The organism is Pseudomonas sp. JR33AA (assembly GCF_021378985.1).
Taxonomy (GTDB): Bacteria; Pseudomonadota; Gammaproteobacteria; order Pseudomonadales; family Pseudomonadaceae; genus Aquipseudomonas; species Aquipseudomonas alloputida.
In genome coordinates, this window is record NZ_JAJSAW010000009.1 from 51165 (window position 1) to 70249 (window position 19085).

At 63.4% G+C, this 19085-nt stretch carries 16 protein-coding genes; 6 read left to right on the forward strand and 10 right to left on the reverse strand.

All coding sequences use genetic code 11. The features are described 5' to 3' along the window. The first annotated feature begins 46 nt into the window (after positions 1–46). Positions 47–403, forward strand: a complete 357-nt coding sequence (locus LVS58_RS16000) for a VOC family protein (RefSeq protein ID WP_233691888.1) — start codon at positions 47–49, stop codon at positions 401–403. Further along, complete coding sequence (locus LVS58_RS16005) at positions 403–1023, forward strand: TetR/AcrR family transcriptional regulator (RefSeq protein ID WP_233691889.1); 621 nt, start codon at positions 403–405, stop codon at positions 1021–1023. The genes LVS58_RS16000 and LVS58_RS16005 overlap by 1 nt, the downstream gene beginning before the upstream one ends. Before the next feature lie 162 nt (positions 1024–1185). Here the strand turns inward: LVS58_RS16005 and preA are convergent, their stop codons facing one another. From preA to hydA, 3 genes are all read right to left on the reverse strand, one after another. After that, positions 1186–2460 (reverse strand): NAD-dependent dihydropyrimidine dehydrogenase subunit PreA, encoded by a 1275-nt coding sequence (gene preA / locus LVS58_RS16010; RefSeq protein ID WP_233691890.1) that lies wholly within the window; start codon positions 2458–2460, stop codon positions 1186–1188. Continuing rightward, positions 2461–3828 (reverse strand): NAD(P)-dependent oxidoreductase, encoded by a 1368-nt coding sequence (locus LVS58_RS16015; protein WP_233691891.1) that lies wholly within the window; start codon positions 3826–3828, stop codon positions 2461–2463. It abuts the gene before it with no gap. Between the two features lie 135 nt (positions 3829–3963). Then, positions 3964–5403: a dihydropyrimidinase gene (gene hydA / locus LVS58_RS16020; RefSeq protein WP_233691892.1), complete on the reverse strand. Its 1440-nt coding sequence runs from the start codon at positions 5401–5403 to the stop codon at positions 3964–3966. 343 nt (positions 5404–5746) lie between these two features. On the opposite strand from hydA, the gene LVS58_RS16025 reads away from it, so the two are divergent. Then, positions 5747–7237, forward strand: coding sequence for an NCS1 family nucleobase:cation symporter-1 (locus LVS58_RS16025; protein ID WP_233691893.1), 1491 nt, complete (start codon positions 5747–5749; stop codon positions 7235–7237). A gap of 49 nt (positions 7238–7286) precedes the next feature. Continuing rightward, positions 7287–8570, forward strand: a complete 1284-nt coding sequence (locus LVS58_RS16030) for a Zn-dependent hydrolase (protein WP_233691894.1) — start codon at positions 7287–7289, stop codon at positions 8568–8570. On the opposite strand, the gene LVS58_RS16035 is transcribed toward LVS58_RS16030, so the two are convergent. The 3 genes from LVS58_RS16035 to nhaB all read right to left on the reverse strand — a co-directional run bounded on the left by LVS58_RS16035 (position 8567) and on the right by nhaB (position 11880). Then, positions 8567–9526, reverse strand: a complete 960-nt coding sequence (locus tag LVS58_RS16035; RefSeq protein WP_233691895.1) for a ribonuclease Z — start codon at positions 9524–9526, stop codon at positions 8567–8569. The two genes, LVS58_RS16030 and LVS58_RS16035, sit on opposite strands and share 4 nt — an antisense overlap. A 70-nt stretch (positions 9527–9596) precedes the next feature. Then, complete coding sequence (locus LVS58_RS16040) at positions 9597–10142, reverse strand: lipocalin family protein (RefSeq protein WP_233691896.1); 546 nt, start codon at positions 10140–10142, stop codon at positions 9597–9599. A 235-nt stretch (positions 10143–10377) separates the two neighbouring features. Beyond that, positions 10378–11880, reverse strand: a complete 1503-nt coding sequence (gene nhaB, locus LVS58_RS16045; RefSeq protein ID WP_233691897.1) for a sodium/proton antiporter NhaB — start codon at positions 11878–11880, stop codon at positions 10378–10380. A 150-nt stretch (positions 11881–12030) separates the two neighbouring features. Between nhaB and LVS58_RS16050 the strand changes: the two genes are divergently transcribed. Both LVS58_RS16050 and nudC read left to right on the forward strand, forming a co-directional pair. Then, positions 12031–12843, forward strand: a complete 813-nt coding sequence (locus tag LVS58_RS16050; protein ID WP_233691898.1) for a crotonase/enoyl-CoA hydratase family protein — start codon at positions 12031–12033, stop codon at positions 12841–12843. A gap of 36 nt (positions 12844–12879) precedes the next feature. Further along, positions 12880–13710 carry an NAD(+) diphosphatase gene (nudC, locus tag LVS58_RS16055; protein ID WP_176682264.1) on the forward strand — a complete coding sequence of 277 codons (831 nt, stop codon included), beginning with the start codon at positions 12880–12882 and terminating at the stop codon, positions 13708–13710. Here the strand turns inward: nudC and LVS58_RS16060 are convergent. From LVS58_RS16060 to LVS58_RS16075, 4 genes are all read right to left on the reverse strand, one after another. Continuing rightward, positions 13678–14457, reverse strand: coding sequence for a TSUP family transporter (locus LVS58_RS16060; protein ID WP_233691899.1), 780 nt, complete (start codon positions 14455–14457; stop codon positions 13678–13680). The two genes, nudC and LVS58_RS16060, sit on opposite strands and share 33 nt — an antisense overlap. 168 nt (positions 14458–14625) lie before the next feature. Continuing rightward, entirely contained in the window at positions 14626–15456 is an 831-nt protein-coding gene (locus LVS58_RS16065; RefSeq protein ID WP_233691900.1) for an alpha/beta fold hydrolase, read from the reverse strand. A gap of 185 nt (positions 15457–15641) precedes the next feature. Continuing rightward, positions 15642–16931 carry an NAD(P)/FAD-dependent oxidoreductase gene (locus LVS58_RS16070; RefSeq protein WP_233691901.1) on the reverse strand — a complete coding sequence of 430 codons (1290 nt, stop codon included), beginning with the start codon at positions 16929–16931 and terminating at the stop codon, positions 15642–15644. Between the two features lie 181 nt (positions 16932–17112). Next, positions 17113–19071 carry a DNA topoisomerase III gene (locus tag LVS58_RS16075; protein WP_233691902.1) on the reverse strand — a complete coding sequence of 653 codons (1959 nt, stop codon included), beginning with the start codon at positions 19069–19071 and terminating at the stop codon, positions 17113–17115. Positions 19072–19085: the final 14 nt, after the last annotated feature.

Here is a 19085-nt window from a genome sequence, read left to right on the forward strand (position 1 = left end):
CTTGACCGGAGTAGACTAGACCAAACCCTTTCGGCACGGAGCATACATGGGCATTCGCGGTACTGACCGGCAGATCGACAACATCGAGTTCAATGTCAGCGACATCTCACGGAGCAAGGCCTTCTATGGCAGTGTGTTTGGCTGGGCGTTCACCGACTACGGGCCGACCTACACCGAGTTCAGCGACGGCCGCTTGACGGGTGGTTTCACCACCGGTGAGCCGGTGCGCCCGGGCGGGCCGCTGGTCATCCTGTACGCTGACGACCTGGAGGCCACGCAGCAACGGATCGAAGCTGCCGGGGCGACAATCAGCCGGGCGACCTTTGCCTTTCCCGGCGGGCGGCGCTTTCATTTCATCGACCCCGACGGTTATGAGCTGGCGGTGTGGACGGCCCAAGCTTGATGGCCAATCACAAGATCGAAATCCGCCGACGCAATATCGAAAAAATTCTGCAAGCGGCGGAAAAGGTGTTTGCCGAGAAGGGCTATGGCGCCACCTCCATGGGTGATATCGCCGAGCAGGCCGAGCTGCCACGCTCCAACCTGCATTATTACTTCAGCACCAAGGACGAACTGTTCCGCGCGGTGCTGCAGGACCTGCTGGATGTGTGGAAGCAGGACGCCCTGTGCTTCGAGAACTTCGACGACCCGCGTGTGGTGCTGACCAGCTACATCCGGGCGAAGATGGGCCATTCGCGCTCGCGGCCGCTGGGCTCGAAAATCTGGGCCGAAGAGATGCTGCACGGGGCGCCGGTGCTGGGGGTGAACCTCGACGAAAGCCTGGTGCCCTGGGCGAAGATGAAGGAAGCCAAGATCCGCTGCTGGGTGGAAGAGGGGCGTATCCTGCCGGTAGAGCCTTCAGCGTTGCTGTACATGATCTGGGCGTCTACCCAGCACTATGCCGACTTTGGTTACCAGGTGCAGTTGCTCAACGGCGGTGAGGTGCTGTCTGACAGGGCGTTCGAGAAAGCGGTGCAGACGGTGACCAGCGTGATCTTGCGGGGGATCGGGCTGGCGCCGTGACGTGGTCTTTTTGTGGGAGCGGCCTTGTGTCGAGATCGGGCCGCGAAGCGGCCCCTCGATGTCGGCAGCGCGGAAAAGATTGCGGGGGCCGCTGTGCGGCCCGATCGCGACACAAGGCCGCTCCCACAGGGGCCGCGCCAGCTGTTCAGGCGGTGACCCGCTTCAACTGGCCTCGCGGTAGGGGTTACGCGGATCCTGCGTCCAGTTCAGGTACGGCTTGCCGGTATCCTGTGCCTCCATTTCGATGCAGTTTTCCACCGGGCAGGTGATCTGGCACAGGTTGCAGCCTACGCATTCCTCTTCGATCACACTGTAGGCATGGGTGCCGTCAGCCTTCAGCGTACTGGCAATCGCCTGGTGCGAGGTATCCTCGCACGCAATGTGGCAGCGCCCGCAGCCAATGCACGCCTCCTGGTCAATGTGCGCGACCGACTTGTAGTTGATGTCGAGGTATTTCCAGTCGGTGGTATGCCCCACCGCCTGCCCGCGGAACGCTTCGAGAGTGCGGTGCCCTTGCTGGTCCATCCAGCGCGCCAGGCCATCCTGCATGTCCTCGACGATACGGAAGCCATGCAGCATCGCCGCTGTGCACACCTGCACGGCGCCACTGCCCAGGGCCATGAACTCGGCTGCGTCACGCCAGTTGCCGATGCCGCCAATGCCACAAATCGGCAGGCCCCGCGTTTCCGGGTCGCGGGCGATTTCCGCCACCATGTTCAAGGCGATCGGCTTCACGGCCGAACCGCAGTAACCGCCATGGGTACTCTGGTCTCCGACAATCGGGTGGGCCACCATGCGGTCCAGGTCGACGCTGGTGATGGAGTTGATGGTGTTGATCAACGACACGGCATCAGCCCCGCCTCGGTGCGCGGCGCGGGCCGACTGGCGGATATCGGTGATGTTCGGCGTAAGCTTCACGATCACTGGCAGCGAGCAATACGTCTTGCACCAGCGGGTGACCATTTCCACATATTCCGGCACCTGGCCGACGGCCGCCCCCATGCCGCGTTCCGGCATCCCGTGCGGGCAACCGAAGTTCAGCTCGATGCCATCGGCCCCGGTGGCTTCCACCAGCGGCAGGATGAACTTCCAGGACTCCTCTATGCACGGCACCATCAGCGACACGATCAGGGCGCGGTCGGGCCAGTCCTTCTTCACCTGGGTGATTTCACGCAGGTTGATGTCCAGTGAGCGGTCGGTGATCAACTCGATATTGTTGATCCCCTGTACCTGACGGTTGGGGCCGTAGTGCGCCGAGTAGCGCGACGACACGTTGACCGCCGCAGGGTCTTCGCCCAAGGTCTTCCAGACCACGCCGCCCCAGCCGGCCTCGAAGGCGCGGACCACGTTGTAGGCCTTGTCGGTAGGCGGTGCGGAGGCCAGCCAGAAGGGGTTGGGTGCCTTGATGCCGGCAAATACGATAGACAAGTCGGCCATTTACGCTGCCTCCACGTTGAGCATGAGTTGGGCATGGATGGCTTCGGCGGCCAGCTTGCCGTGTTGCACGGCCTGTACGGTAAGGTCCTGGCCCAGCGCGGTGCAGTCGCCGCCGGCGTAGACGCCCGGCAGGCTGGTCTGCAGGTTTTCGTCCACGCGGATGCGCTCACCCTCGCGGGCCAGTTGCGCAGCCACCGGGTCGCCGAGGCTGGCATCGTCGAAGCGCTGGCCAATGGCCTTGAAGATGGCGTCCGCGGCCAGCTCAAAGGTTTCGCCGGTATCGCGCAGGCGGCCTTCCGCGAGCTCGGTGCGGGCAAAGCGCATGCCGCGGACCTTGCCGGCGTCATCCAGCAGCACCGCATCAGGGCGGGCCCAGGTGTGCAGGCGTACCTGGTTGGCCTTGGCGATGTCCTGCTCGTGGCCGGTAGCGCCCATGTCGGCGTGGCCACGGCGGTACACCAGGTTGACGTCGCGGGCACCCAGACGGCTCATCTGCACGGCCATGTCGATGGCCGTGTTACCAGCACCGATCACCAGGCAGCGGTCGGCCAACGGTAGCTGGCTCAGGTCATCGGCCTGGCGTAGCTCACGGATGTACTCGGTGGCGGCGAGCACGCCGGGTGCTTCCTCGTCGGGCAGCCCTAGCTGGCGTACGGCATTCAGGCCGAGGCCCAGGAACACCGCGTCGTACTGATCGCGCAGTTCGCCCAGGCTGAGGTTGCCACCCAGGCGCTGGCCATGGCGGACTTCGATACCGCCAATGCCCAACAAGAAATCCACTTCACGCTGGGCATAGTCGTCCACCAGCTTGTAGCGGGCGATGCCGTACTCGTTGAGGCCACCGGCCTTGTCGCAGGCCTCGAACACCACCACGTCATGCCCGTGCATGGCCAGGCGGTGGGCGCACGACAGCCCTGCCGGGCCGGCGCCGACCACGGCGATACGCTTGCCGGTGGCCGCCGAGCGCTTGAATGGGTGGGCGCTGAACTGGGCGTTGTCCAGGGCGTAACGCTGCAGCTGGCCGATCAGCACTGGCGCACATTCCTGGGCATTGTTGCGCACGCAGGCTTGCTGGCAGAGGATTTCGGTGGGGCAAACGCGGGCGCAACTACCGCCAAGGATGTTGGCCGAAAGAATGCGCTCGGCGGCGCCTTGCAGGTTTTCGTCACTGATGCGGTGTATGAACGAGGGGATGTCAATTTCGCTGGGGCAAGCATTGACGCAGGGGGCGTCGTAGCAGTACAGGCAGCGTGCACTTTCCAGGGCGGCCTGGCGCGCGGTAAGGGGTGGGGCCAGGTCGCTGAAGCGCTCGGCCAACTGGTCGGCGCCGGCCCGGGGGCGCGGCAAATGGTTCAGGGCGTTGATCACGGTTGTAGCCTCTCTATTTTTTTTGGTGCAGGCGACAGGGAGTGCGGTCAATTCTGGGGCCGCTCCCACAGGCGATCGCGGTCCTTGTGGGAGCGGCCTTGCGTCGCAACGGGCTGCACATCAGCCCCAATGGCTTCAGCGCTGAACAGGTATCGGCCGCTGCTGTTCGGCCCGGCGCCCCAGCACCTCGTACACCGACGGGTACGCCGGCCGTTCCACATAGCGCCCCGCGCCCGGCTCGGCGCGCAGGTCGCCATCGGCCCAGAGCACCTTGCCCTTGCTGATGGTGTGGCTTGGGATGCCGCGTACGGTGCGGCCTTCGAAAATGTTGAAGTCCACCTGCTGGTGGTGAGTTTGGGCGGAAATGGTGCGGGTGCCCTGCGGGTCCCACAGCACCAGGTCGGCATCGGCACCCACGCGGATAGCGCCCTTGCGCGGGAACAGGTTGAAGATTTTCGCCGTGTTGGTAGAGGTCAGCGCGACGAACTCGTGCATCGACAGACGCCCGCTGTTGACCCCGGCATCCCACAGTACGGCCATGCGATCTTCGATGCCGGCCGTGCCGTTGGGGATGCGGCTGAAGTCGTCGCGACCCATGGCTTTCTGCTCGGCGCAGAAGCAGCAGTGGTCGGTGGCGGTGGTGTGCAGGTTGCCCGACTGCAGGCCGCGCCACAGCGCCTCCTGGTGTTCGCGTGGGCGGAACGGTGGGCTCATCACATAACCGGCGGCGGTGGCCCAGTCCGGGTCACGGTAGACACTGTCGTCCAGCAGCAGGTGGCCGGGCAGCACCTCGCCATACACCGGCTGACCCTTGCCCCGGGCATAGGCGATTTCATCCAGTGCCTCGCGGCTGGAAATGTGCACCAGGTACAACGGCGTGCCGAGGGTTTCGGCAATGCGGATGGCGCGGCTGGCCGCTTCACCTTCAACCTGCGAGGGGCGCGACAGCGGGTGGGCTTCCGGCCCGGTCATGCCCTGGGCGAGCAGTTTCTTCTGCAGGTGGTACACCAGCTCGCCGTTTTCGGCATGCACGGTGGGCACCGCGCCCAGTTGCAGGCAACGCTCGAAGCTGGCCACCAGGGTATCGTCGGCGGCCATGATCGCATTTTTGTAGGCCATGAAATGCTTGAAGCTGTTTACCCCGTGCTTGGCCACCAGCTCGCCCATCTCTTCGGCCACCTGCTCGCTCCACCAGGTGATGGCGACGTGAAAGCCGTAGTCGCTGGCGCTTTTCTGCGCCCAGCCACGCCAGGTGTGGAAGGCCTCCAGCAACGACTGCTGCGGGTTGGGAATGACGAAGTCGATGATCGAGGTGGTGCCGCCAGCCAGGCCCGCAGCGGTGCCGCTGAAGAAGTCCTCGCTGGCCACCGTGCCCATGAACGGCAACTGCATGTGGGTGTGCGGGTCGATGCCGCCGGGCATCAGGTACTGGCCACTGCCATCGAGGATCTCGCAGTCGCTGGGCGGTTCGAGGTTTTGCCCGATGGCACGGATCAGGCCATCGGCACACAGGACATCGGCGGGGTAACTCTCTTCGTGGGTAACCACGGTGGCGCCACGGATCAACAGGGACATGCCGTTTTCCTCGCAGGCTGACCGGTCTTGGCCGGTTCTTTGCATTGTCATGGAGGCAGGGCGGGCAGGGTGGTCAATCCTGTCAGGCCTGACAAGATTCGAGGCTAGATGCTGATTCTGGATTCAGCAAGAAAATTTTCCCATTAAATTTGTGGTCTTTAACTTGCTGATATTAAAGGGATAAATTTAATGCATGCATTGGTAGCGGGGTTTTCAGGGTATTTGACCAACTTGACAAGATGAAAATCTGGTCGAGATTTCAAAGCACAATTTCGCGTGCGAACTCCGGTCATCGAATCAGCCTGATGAGCGAAAAAATAGAAGAAAAACTGGAGAAGGGCCTATGCAACAGAGCAGATCGGAAGTGGTCGAGCAAGATGGCCTGTTCGAGCTGTCCGAGGGCAGCGATGTTCTCGACAGCCCGCGGTACAACCCCGACATAGCACCGACCAAGGTGCACCAGCGCACCTGGAACAAATGGCACATCACCGCCCTGTGGGTGGGGATGTCCATCTGCGTACCCACCTACACCCTGGGCGGCGTGCTCACTGCCTACTTCGGCCTCAGTGTTGGCGAAGCGCTGCTGGCGATCCTGCTGGCCAACGTTATCGTGCTGATACCGCTTACCCTCAATGCCTTTCCCGGTACCAAGTACGGCATCCCGTTTCCGGTGCTGCTGCGTTCGTCGTTCGGCATTCTCGGCTCCAACGTACCGTGCCTGATCCGCGCGGTGGTTGCCTGTGGTTGGTTCGGTATTCAGACCCTGTTCGGCGGGCTGGCCATTCACCTGTTCCTGGGTTCGGTGTTCGACGGCTGGAAGGCGCTGGGCGGTACAGGCGAGGTGATTGGCTTCATGCTCTTCTGGTGCCTGAACCTGTGGGTGGTGCTGCGCGGCGCCGAATCGATCAAGTGGCTGGAAACGCTGTCGGCACCGTTGCTGGTGGCAGTAGGCATCGGTCTGCTGCTCTGGGCCTTGCCGCACATGTCGATGACCGAACTGCTGGCCCAGCCGCCCAAGCGCCCGGAAGGGGCGAGCGTGGTCAGTTACTTCTGCGCCGGGCTTACTGCCATGGTCGGCTTCTGGGCCACATTGTCGCTGAACATTCCCGACTTCAGCCGTTACGCCCGCAGCCAGAAGGACCAGATTCTAGGGCAGATCTTCGGCCTGCCGCTGACCATGTTCCTGTTTGCTGCGCTGGGTGTGGTACTGACCGCCGCTTCGGCGTCGCTGGTGGGCGAGACGGTGTCCGACCCGGTCAGCCTGATCGGCAAGATTCAAAGCCCGTTCTGGGTGGCCCTGGCCATGGCGCTGATCGTGATCGCCACGCTGTCGACCAACACCGCGGCGAACATCGTGTCGCCGACCAATGACTTCCAGAACATTGCCCCACGCCTGATCGGCCGAAGCCGCGCGGTATGGCTGACCGGCTTTATCGGCCTGGCGCTGATGGGGCATGAACTGCTGAAGAAACTGGGCCTGATTGTTTCCGACCTTAGCCTGGAGAGCGTGTATTCCAACTGGCTGCTGGGCTATTCCAGCTTGTTGGGGCCCATTGCCGGCATCATGGTGGTGGACTACTTCCTGATCCGTCGGCAGAGGCTGGACCTGGCCGGGCTATACCGCGACGACGTGTATCCCGCGTGGAACTGGGCCGGTTTTGCTGCCTTCGCGTTGCCAGTTGGGCTGACAGTAATGGCGATTGGCAACAGCAGTTTCAGCTGGTTCTACGACTATGGCTGGTTCACCGGCTCGTTGCTGGGCGGTGCACTGTACGCCGTGCTTGGCGGTTTGGCGGCACGCAACCCGGTGCGGCTGGTCAAGCCTTTGCCTTGAGGCCTCGAAGAGGCCCGTACCAACAATAAGAAGCCTGAAGGAGAAGCCCGTGACCCCCGTCAAAGAGATCCTGAAGACCAACGCCCGTCACGTCGACAGCACTCGCCTGTGGCAATCGCTGATGGACCTGGCGCGGCTCGGCGCCACCGCCAAGGGGGGCGTCTGCCGCCTGGCCTTGACCGACCTCGACCGCCAGGCCCGCGATCTGTTCGTGCAGTGGTGCGAAGCGGCCGGTTGCTCGGTCAGCATCGACGCCGTCGGCAACATTTTCGCCCGCCGCCCAGGCCGTAACCCCAAGCTGCCGCCGGTGATGACCGGCAGCCATATCGACACCCAGCCCACCGGCGGCAAGTTCGATGGCTGCTTCGGGGTGATGGCCGGGCTGGAGGTGATCCGTACCCTTAACGACCTGGGCGTGGAAACCGAAGCGCCGCTCGAAGTGGTGGTGTGGACCAACGAAGAAGGCTCGCGTTTTGCCCCGTGCATGATGGGTTCGGGGGTGTTCGCCGGCAAGTTCACCCTGGAAGAAACCCTGGCCAAGCGCGATGCCCAGGGTGTCAGCGTTGGCGAAGCGTTGAACACCATTGGCTATGCCGGTCCGCGTGCCGTTTTGGGGCACCCGGTGGGGGCGTATTTCGAAGCGCATATCGAGCAGGGCCCTATCCTCGAGGACCAGGCCAAGACCATCGGCGTGGTCCTCGGCGCCCTGGGCCAGAAGTGGTTCGACCTGACCCTGCGCGGTGTTGAAGCCCATGCCGGCCCTACGCCGATGCACCTGCGCAAGGACGCCCTGGTAGGGGCCGCCGCTGTGGTAGAGGCGGTCAACCGCACGGCGCTTGCCCACCAGCCTCACGCCTGTGGCACGGTGGGTTGCCTTCAGGCGTACCCGGGCTCGCGTAACGTGATCCCGGGCGAAGTGCGCATGACCCTGGACTTCCGCCACCTGGAGGGCGAGCAGTTGAATGCGATGATTGCCGATGTGCGCGGGGTGATCGAGGCGACCTGTACCAGGCATGGCCTGAGCCATGAGCTGGTGCCCACGGCTGACTTCCCGGCGCTTTACTTCGACAAAGGCTGTGTCGACGCCGTGCGCGAGTCGGCCAAGGCGTTGGGCCTGCCGCACATGGACATCGTCAGTGGGGCGGGGCATGACGCGATCTTCCTGGCCGAGCTGGGGCCGGCGGGGATGATTTTTGTGCCGTGCGAAAACGGCATCAGCCATAACGAGATCGAGAACGCCACGCCCGATGACCTGGCGGCGGGCTGTGCGGTGTTGCTGCGGGCGATGCTGGCGGCGTCGGAGGCAATTGCCAGCGGGCGCCTGGCGGCCTAGGTACTGGCCTCAAGACGGCCGTTACGGCCAAGGTGATAGCGCTGAAGGTCCTGCGCCAGGGTCAATTGCCCGCTGTAATGGGCAAGGGCCTCGTCGCGTACGTTGTCGATGTGCGGGCTGCGCCGTGGGTCGTTCTGGTAGCGGGCGCTGAAATGCGTCAGTACCAGGTTGCGCACGCCAGCGGCCTCGGCAAAGCGTGCCACCTGTGCAGCGGTGCTGTGGCCGAACGTGCCCCCGGTGCGTTCGGCTACCGCTTGGGTGAAGGTGGCTTCGTGCACCAGGACATCCGCCCCCCTGGCGACGGCTGCCAGCAGTTCTGGGTTGTCGTTGTCCCCGCACACGATCACCCGCTGTGGCGGACGCGAAGGGCGCAGGTAGTCGTTGCCGTTCAGCAGCTGCCCGTTGTATTTCACGATCAACCCCTTGGCCAGCTCGCCCCACAGCGGACCACGCGGTATGCCCTCGGCGTCCAGGCGCTGGATGTCCAGGCGTGGCTCAGGGTTGATTTCGGTGAATACGAAACCTACGCTGGGCACCCGGTGCGACAGTTGCACGGTGGTCACTTGTAGTGTCTGGTTGTGCCATTCGACCAGGTCTTCCACAGCCAGCAGGCGTAGCTCGAACGGCAGGAAGGTGTCGCTGGCCGACAGGCCCTGGCGTAGCCAGTCGTGCAGTGCGGCTGGCAGGACAATGTCCAGCGGCTGGGTGCGCCCGCTCATGCCAGCGCTGGCCAGCAGGCCGGGCAGGCCGAAGCAATGGTCACCGTGGACATGGGTGATGAAGATTGCGCGCAGGTCGCGGATCGAAAGCGGGGTGTGCAGCAGGCGGTGCTGGGTGCCTTCGCCGCAATCGACCAGATACCAGTGGCTGCCACTGGCTTCGATCACGGCCGTGGCGCTGACATTGCGTGCCTTGGTGGGCACCCCGGCAGAGGTGCCGAGCAACAGCAGGTCCATTCAGGTTCCTGTTTCAGGCCAGAAGCGGCCGAGGTGATAAGCCGCAATGCCGCCCGCCGTCGACGGCCCGCTAGTTATCCTGTCGCCAGATGAGCTTGCTGGTGTCATAACCTTGCTCTCGGGCGGTTGTCAGCAGTTGCTCGCGCTGCTGGTCGGTGACCGCTGGCGTGCGCGAAAGCAGCCAGAGGTACTCGCGGTTGGGGTGGCCGACCAGTGCCACGCGGTAGTCCTTGTCGTGGTACAGCACCCAGTACTCGCCTTTGGTCAGGCCTGGTGCCAGGCGGCTGAACCAGTTGTCGAAGCGCACCCACAGCTTGTCGGTGCTGCCCGGTTGCTGAGCCTCGGCGATGCCCTTGGCTTCATTCCACTGGCCGTCCTTTTCCTGGCAGCGGTTGGTTACATCGATACGGCCGTCCTCGCGAAGGCCGTAGCGCGCCTCGGACTTCACGCAGTTGCGCTGGAAGAACATCGGCAGTCGCGCCAGTTCGTACCAGGTACCCTGATAGCGTTGCAGGTCCACCTGCTGGGTACGCGGCGGTGCCGGGTGATCGTTGCCGGCACAGCCGAGCAGGGCCAGGGTCATGCAGGAAAGCAGCAGTGTTGTGCGCAGCGCCATGGGTGACCTCCTTGGAGCGGATGGGGCGTACCTGGGGTTTGATGCGTTCGCGGGGCAAAAGTTGTATGGGAGTGGGGCATGTCTTTAAATTGCATTATGGCTGCAGGGCGCATGTCTCAAGGGTTATTTCGCCCGTACGATCGAGCGCCGCGCGGGCGGCGCTCGATCTCACAAACGGCATCACCCTAAAGCCATGCACCTTCAGACCTGATGCACCCGCGCCAAACAGAGCACCTCACAGCCAGTACGTCACCGCCCACCACCCTAACCCGCCCATCACCACGGTATAGGGCAGCGCCATCCACACCATCCGCCCATACGACAGCCGGATCAGCGGCGCAATGGCCGAGGTCAGCAGGAACAGGAACGCTGCCTGCCCGTTCGGCGTCGCCACGCTTGGCAGGTTGGTGCCGGTGTTGATCGCCACCGCCAGGGTTTCGAAATGCTCGCGGCTCATACTGCCATCGAGAAATGCCTGCTTCACTTCGGTGATGTAGATGGTGGCAACGAACACATTGTCGCTGATCGCCGACAGCAAACCGTTGGCCAGATACAGCATGCCCGGTTGCTGTTCGGCCGGCAGCGTCAGCACCCAGCTGATCAATGGGCTGAACAATTGCTGCTGATGAATCACCGCGACCACGGCGAAGAACACCACCAACAGCGAAGTGAATGGCATGGCGTCCTGGAAGGCACGGCCCAGGCGGTGCTCGTCGGTGATGCCGGTGAAGGCCGTGATCAGTACGATCACCATCAGGCCGATCAGGCCGACCTCGGCCACATGCAGCCCCAGGCAAATGATCAGGATCAGCGCAGCGAGCCCTTGTACCCACAGCGCGATGCGCTGGGCCTGAGTGCGTGCGGCATCGTCCTCGGCGGCATAGGCAGCCAGGACCTGGCGCACTGTCTCAGGCATCAGCGTGCCGTAGCCGAACAGGCGCAGCTTCTCCAGCAGCACGCAGGTCAGCAGGCCGGCACCCAGCACCGGTATCGAGACGGGCGCCACCTTGAGGAAGAAGTCAGCGAAGTGCCAGCCCATTTCGTGGCCGATCAGCAGGTTCTGCGGCTCGCCCACCAGCGTGCACACGCCACCCAGGGCGGTACCCACTGCGCCGTGCATCAGCAAGCTGCGCAGGAACGCGCGGAACTGGTTCAGGTCGTCACGGTGTAACTGCGCCACGTGCTGGTCGCTGTCCAGTGCGCTGTCTTCACGCGGGTTGGCGCCGGACGCCACGCGATGGTAGACCGCATAAAAGCCGACTGCGGCGCTGATGATCACGGCCGTCACGGTCAGTGCATCGAGAAACGCCGAAAGGAACGCCGACAGTACGCAGAACAGCAGCGACAGCATGGCTTTGGAACGCACACCCAGCAGAATGCGCGAGAACAGGAACAGCAGCAGCTCCTTCATGAAGTGGATACCGGCGACCATGAACATCAGCAGCAGGATCACTGGGAAGTTGTGCTGCAGTTCTTCGTACAGTGCCTGCGGCGTGGTCATCTGCAACAGCAGGGCTTCGATCAGCAACAACCCGCCGGGCATGAGCGGGTAGCACTTCAGCGCCATGCCCAGGGTGAAGATGAACTCGAGCACCAACGCCCAGCCCGCTGCAACCGGGCCGACGGTTACCAGCAGCAGCGGATTGAGCACCAGGAACAGGCAGATGACCGCCTTGTACCAAAGCGGCGACTGGCCCAGAAAACCGTGGGCGAGGGTGCCGGTCAGTGAGCGTGACATGAATATGTATCCTTATAATTCGGCGATGGCGCACGGTGCCGGATCGGCGCGCCATAGGCAAGGCGTGCAGTCCCGTTTTTGGCACAAGTGCGGTCATTGGGGTGGGTTACCATCCGTGCCATGAATTCTTCAGCCGCAGGAGTGCCGCCCGTGACCGAGTACAGCGCATTCAAGGTCGAACTGACCGACAATATCGCCCACGTTCAGATCAACCGCCCGGAGAAGGTCAACGCGATGAATGCGGCCTTCTGGGAAGAGATCATTGCAATCTTTCGGTGGATCGACGAAACCGATGCTGTTCGCGTGGTGGTGATCAGCGGTGCCGGCAAGCATTTCTCCGCCGGTATCGACCTGATGATGCTGGCCTCGCTGGCCGGGCAAATGGGCAAGGACGTGGGGCGCAATGCGCGCTTCCTGCGCAGCACCATCCAGCGCCTGCAGGCCTCGTTCACCGCCGTGGACAAATGCCGCAAACCCGTACTGGCGGCCGTGCAGGGCTACTGCATCGGCGGCGCCATCGACCTCATCTCGGCGTGTGACATGCGCTACTGCAGCAGTGACGCGCAATTCTCGATCAAGGAAATCGACATGGGCATGGCTGCCGATGTCGGCACATTGCAACGTTTGCCACGCATCATTGGCGACGGCATCATGCGTGAGCTGGCGTTTACCGGGCGTAATGTCGAGGCTGAGGAAGCGCTGCGTATCGGCCTGGTCAACCGAGTCTATGATGATCAGGCCGCACTGATGGACGGCGTCTTTGCCATCGCCCGCGAGATTGCCGCAAAATCGCCGATCGCCGTGGCCGGCACCAAGGAAATGCTCAGCTACATGCGTGACCATCGCATCGACGATGGCCTGGACTACATCGCCACCTGGAACGCCGCAATGCTGCAGTCCGAAGACCTGCGCGTGGCTGTGGCGGCGCACATGAGCAAACAGAAACCGACGTTCGCCGACTGATCGGGCCGGGGGACGCGCAGTAAAGGAACCCCCGACATGTCAGCACGCTGGACTACCGCAGTACTCGACCCACAGATGATCGGGGGGCTGGCCGTGGCCCGCAGCCCGGAAGGGTTTCTGGTGGACGCCAACGGCGCGCTGTTCCCCCGCGACTGGCTCAAGCGCCAGGACCTCGACGTGCTGTGCGAGCACGGCATCGGCCACTTTGACGGCCAGCCAGTGTTTTTGCTGGAACTGCGCAGCGCCACTGATGTGCCTGGTTGCAGCTGGCGCGGCCTGCGTGCGTTCATGCTCGAAGGCGACTTCGACACCTACAAGGTGCTGGGCTATGCCGCGCAAATCGGCACCTGGGCGCGCGAGCATCGCTTCTGCGGCAGTTGCGGCCAGGCGATGACGCAAATTCGCTGGGAGCGGGCGATGTACTGCCAGCCCTGCGACCTGCGCAGCTATCCGCGCATTTCACCGAGCATGATCGTGCTGGTGACCCGCGGCGATGAAATCCTGCTGGCGCGTTCGCCGCGCTTCGTCACCGGGGTGTACAGCACCTTGGCAGGTTTTGCCGAGCCGGGTGAGTCGGCCGAAGACTGCCTGGTGCGCGAAGTGCGCGAAGAAGTGGCGGTGGAGGTGCAGAACATCCAGTACGTCGGCAGCCAGTGCTGGCCGTTTCCGCATTCGATGATGCTCGGCTTCCATGCCGAGTACGCCGGTGGCGAGATTGTCATGCAGCCGGACGAGATCGAGGACGCCAAGTGGTTCAGCGTCCACGACCTGCCGCCGCTGCCGGCCGGGCGGTCCATTGCCCGGTACCTGATCGACCTGTATGTAGCCAGGCGCCTAGGGTTGCCCGAACCAGTGCTGCCACGCTAGGCGCACGGTCAATGCCAGCACCACGGTGATGAACACCGGGCGGATGAACTTGCTGCCGCCGCTGATTGCTGTGCGTGCGCCGAAAAAGGCGCCGACCATCACCGACAGGCCCATGCACAGGCCAACGATGTAATCCACCTGCCCGGAAATGATGAACACCGTCAGCGCCGCGATGTTGCTGACGAAGTTCATGCTGCGCGCCACGCCGCTGGCGCGTACCAGGTCAATGGGGTACAGCAGCAAGGTACTGACGGTCCAGAACGCTCCGGTGCCCGGGCCCGCTACGCCGTCGTAGAAGCCCAAGGTGAAGCCTTGCGGGACTTGCCACTTTTTCTTGATCGGTGCATCGGCATCCAGCGGTGCCTTGGGCGTGCCGCCGAACAACAGGTAGATGCCACAGGCGAAGACGATCACAGGCAGCATCTTGTTCAGCCATTCGGCTGGCATGTAGTGGGCGATGACGGCGCCGAGCGACGCCCCGGTCAGGGTAGCGAACAGCGCCGGGCGCCACTGCGCCGGGTGGAACAGCTTGCGTTTGTAGTAAGTGAAACCTGCAGTGGCCGAGCCGAAGGTGGAACTGAGCTTGTTGGTGCCCAGTACAAGGTGCGGCGGCATGCCGGCGGTGAGCAGGGCCGGGGTGGTGAGCAGGCCGCCACCACCGGCGATGGCATCGATGAAACCGGCGACGAAAGCGACCAGCGCCAGGATGAGTAGGGTTAGAGGTTCTACGGTGAGTTCGAAGGGCATGGGTTTTTGGCAGGCGGGGAGGCAAGGAGGCGGCAAAGTGCTGCACTAGAAGGGACACATGGTAATCCTGGGGAAGGTGTGTTGCCAGTGCCGGCCCTTTTGCGGGTCAACCCACATAAACCCCTAGGAGCGGGTTCACCCGCAAAAGGGCCGCTACTGGTGACAACATCAACTACGAATAAACGCCAGCAAATCCGCATTGATCACATCGGCATGGGTGGTGGGCATGCCATGCGGGAAGCCTTTGTAGGTTTTCAGCGTGCCATTGTGCAGCAGCTTGGCCGACAGTACCCCGGAATTTTCGTAGGGCACGATCTGGTCATCGTCACCATGCATCACCAGGACCGGCTGCTTGATGCCCTTGAGGTCCTCGGTGAAATCGGTCTGGGAAAACGCCACGATGCCATCGTGATGGGCCTTTGCACTGCCGATCATGCCCTGGCGCCACCAGTTGCCGATGATGCCTTCGCTGGCTTCGACCCCGGGGCGGTTGTAGCCGTAGAACGACCCTGTTGGCACATCTCGGTAGAACTGTGCCCGGTTGCTGGCAACCTGGGCCTGGAAACCGTCGAATACCGACTTGGGCAGGCCACCGGGGTTGTCGGGGGTTTGCACCATCAAAGGGGGGACGGCCGCGATCAGCACGGCCTTGGCCACCTTGTCTTCAGGGTACCGGGCCATGTAGCGCACTACTTCACCGCCGCCGGTCGAGTGGCCCACATGCACAGCGCCCTGGATACCCAGGTGGGCGACCACGGCGGCCACGTCGTCGGCATAGTGGTCCATGTCGTGGCCGTCCCACACCTGGCTGGAGCGGCCATGGCCCCGACGGTCGTGGGCGACCACGCGGTAGCCTTCGGCGAGGAAGAACAGCATCTGCGCGTCCCAGTCATCGGCACTGAGTGGCCATCCGTGGTGGAAGTGGATCACCGGTGCATCGCGCGGGCCCCAGTCCTTGTAGAAGATCTGTACGCCGTCCTTCGTGGTTACATAGCTCATGGTCGTGTCTCCTGGGTGCAGGAAGCGAAGGGAGCTATTGAGAATAGGAGGGATTCTGGCGGGTATCAGGAAGTTGTGATGCCTGTGTGGGCCTCTTCGCGGGTGAACCCGCTCCTACAGGGATCTCATGGATTTTGAATGCGCAGGAGCGGATTCACCCGCGAAGAGGCCCACACTCATGCCCTTCAGACGCGGTCGCGCATGCGGTACCAGGCCTTTGCCGCAGCTTCCAATGGCGCAGCCAGCAGGTCGCCACCAGGGAAGCGGCCGTTGTCGATGCCTTGGTACAGCCCCAACAGTTCTTCATCGCCGAGAATGGCATCACTCACCGCCCGCGCCGCGGCCAGGGTCGGCAGAACGCCATGGCCGGAGAAACCCTGCAGCCAGTAGCGCTGGCCCTCGCGGCCGACGTCTGGGGTGCGCTTGATGCTGCAATCGATATGTCCGCCCCAGGCATAGTCGATGGCCACACCGGCCAGCTGCGGGAACACCCGCTCCAGGTACGGGCGGGTGGCGCTGGCGACATCCTTGGGAATGCCGCCCAGGTATGTGCAGCCGCCACCGAACAGCAGGCGGTGGTCTGGGGTGAGGCGGAAGTAGTCAGGTACGAACTGGTTGTCGATCACGCAACTGTTGCGTGGTAGTAACGAATGGGCGAAGTCGGCATCCAGAGGTGCAGTGGCTACCTGGTAGGAACCGACTGGCAACAGGCGACGCGACAGGCTGCGGTCAAGGCGGTCGATGTAGGCATTGCAGGCCAGTAGCAATACCTGGCAGCGAACTTCGCCACGCTCGGTTCGGGCGACATAGCCGTCGCGAGCCTGCTGGTAGCTGAGCACCTGGCTCTGTTCGTAGATTTGCCCGCCGCCAGCCTCGAGGGTACTGGCCAGGCCCTGTGCCAGTTTCAGCGGGTTGAGGTGGGCACCTTTGGCGTCGTACAGCGCGGCCTGGTAGCGCGGGCTGTCGACCCATTGCGGCAACTCGTCACGGCCGATCAGGCGCAGGGCGTCGTAACCCCATTTTTGTTCGGCATCATGCAGGGCCTCTTCGAGCATTTTCACCCGGCGCGGCAATACCGCAGTCCACAGGCTGCCCTGCCGGTAGTCGATGTCGAAACCGTGGCGTTGGGGCAGTTCGCGCATCTCGTCGGCAGCCCAGCACATGCTGGCCCATAGCCGTTGGGTGCGTTCGATGCCAAGGGCCTGCTCCAGCGGCGGCATGTCGCACGACCAGCCCAATAGCGCCTGGCCACCGTTGCGTCCAGAGGCTGCCCAGGCAACCCGGCTGGCTTCCAGCAGCGTTACGCGTTTGCCGGCCTGGGTCAGGCGCAGGGCAGTATGCAGGCCGCTGAAACCGGCGCCGATGATCAGCACATCGGTGTCGTGAGTGCCTTGTAGGGTAGGCCGCAGTGGGATGTTGGCGGGGTAGGTCTGGGCGTAGTAACTGGCGACGTGCTGGGCGGATTGTTTGAACATGCAGAAGTCTCGTGAAAAATATTGTGATTATTTTCATGAAAACTTAGCAGGTAAAATTCATGGTGCCAATGTGTCGGCCGGGATTTGTGGTTTGTCTGATTGAGGTGTGTTGCCTGTACCGGCCTCTTCGCGGATAAACCCGCTCCTACGCACAGAGGCCGGCCGTGAGAGTACGAAAATTTCAGGGCGTTGCCTTTTTCCGTGGCTGCCGTGGCTTGCTGGCAGTTGCCTTGTTTCCGGGCGCTTTGCTCTTCCCACCACCGCGACGTTTCTTCTTCCAGGGCGGCGCCGCCCCGGCAGCTGGCCCGCTGATGGTCATGCGCATGCCGCTGCAACGCTCGACCAGCTTGCCCATCCATGCCGACTGCCGGGCGACGAACTCTTCCAGGGTCATCTCGCCGCTCTGCACCATGTCCAGCGCCTGCTCCCAGATCGCCGTGGTGCCGGGGTCGGCAATGGCGCGGGGAACGGCGTCGATAAGGCTGAAGGCCGCAGGTGTGGCCGACAGCGCCTTGCCGTTCTTTACCAGGTAACCGCGGTCGAGCAGACCCTGGATAATGCTGGCGCGGGTGGCTTCGGTACCGATGCCGGTGGTTTCCTTGAGCTTCTGCTTCAGCCGAGGGTCATCCACCAGCTTGGCGACGTTTTTCATCGCCTTGATCAGGTCGCCTTCGGTAAACGGCTTGGGCGGCTGGGTCCACAGGTCTTTCAGTTGCAGGCCGTGTACGTTGCAGTCCTGACCTTCGCGCAGCGCTGGCAGCACCTGGGCCGGTGGTGCCTCGCGGCCTTTGGCCGGGGTCAGCGCCTCGGGCAAGGCGCGGCGCCAACCCGGCTCGACGATTTGCTTGCCTACAGCACGCAGCGCATGACCGGCGCAGTCGAAGTCGGCCTGGGTGCGGTCGTACTCATGGTTGGGCAGGAACTGCGCCAGATAGCGGGCGCGGATCAGGGTATATACGGCCTTGTGCTTGGCCGGCAGGCGCGAGGGGGCGCTGGCGGCGGCGGTGGGGATGATGCCATGGTGAGCGCTGACCTTGGCGTCGTTCCATGCCCGCGAGCGGCGTTGCGGCTGCAGGTAGGGCTGCAGCGGCGCCAAGCTGGCATCGGCCCGTTGCAGGGCGGCGAGGATGGCGGGTGCCTCGGCGTGCTGGCTTTGTGGCAAATAGCCGCAATCGCTGCGCGGGTAGGTGATCAGTTTGTGCGTTTCGTACAGTGCCTGGGCAATGTCGAGGGTTTCCTGGGCGCCGAGGCCGAACTTTTTCGAGCACAGCTCCTGCAGCGTGCCAAGGTCGAAGGGCAGCGGTGCAGCTTCGCGCACACGCTCGGTGGCTACCTTTACCGCTTGGGCAGTGCCGGCATGGCCGATGTCGGTGGCGGCCTGCTGTGCCAGGTCTTGCTTCAGGCAGCGGCCTTGGTCGTCGCAGGCGTTTTCGGGGGCGCGCCATTGGGCATTGAAGCGTTGGCCGGCGTGTTCCAGCTGGACATCGATGGCCCAGAACGGCACCGGCACGAAGTCGGCGATGCTGCGGTCGCGGTCGACCACCAGGCGCAAGGTAGGCGTTTGCACGCGGCCCACCGGCAGCACGCCCTGGTAGCCGGATTGGCGGCCCAGCAAGGTGAACAGCCGGCTCATGTTCATGCCGATCAGCCAATCGGCGCGCGAGCGGCCCAGCGCCGAATGGTACAGGTTGAACGTTTCGTGGCCTGGCAGCAGGCGTGCCAGGGCCTTGCGGATGGAGGCGTCATCCAGCGCCGACAGCCACAGGCGCTGCACCGGGCCTCGGTAGCGGCAGTGCTCGACCAGTTCGCGGGCAATCATTTCGCCTTCGCGGTCGGCGTCGGTGGCAATGACCAGTTCCCGCGCTTCACCGAGCAGGCGCTTGACCGCCTTGAATTGGCTGGCGGTCTTGGGCTTTACCAGCATCTTCCATTTGTCTGGAATGATCGGCAGGTCGGCCAGGTTCCAGCGCTTGTAACGTTCGTCGTAGCTGTCGGGCGGGGCGGTTTCCAGCAGGTGGCCAATGCACCAGGTTACGCAGATGTCGGTGCCTTGCCAGCAGCCGTCGCCTTTGCGGTTGGCGCCGAGCACTTTGGCGATGTCTTTTGCCTGGGAAGGTTTTTCGCAGAGAAACAGGCGCATGGCCGGGACGCTTC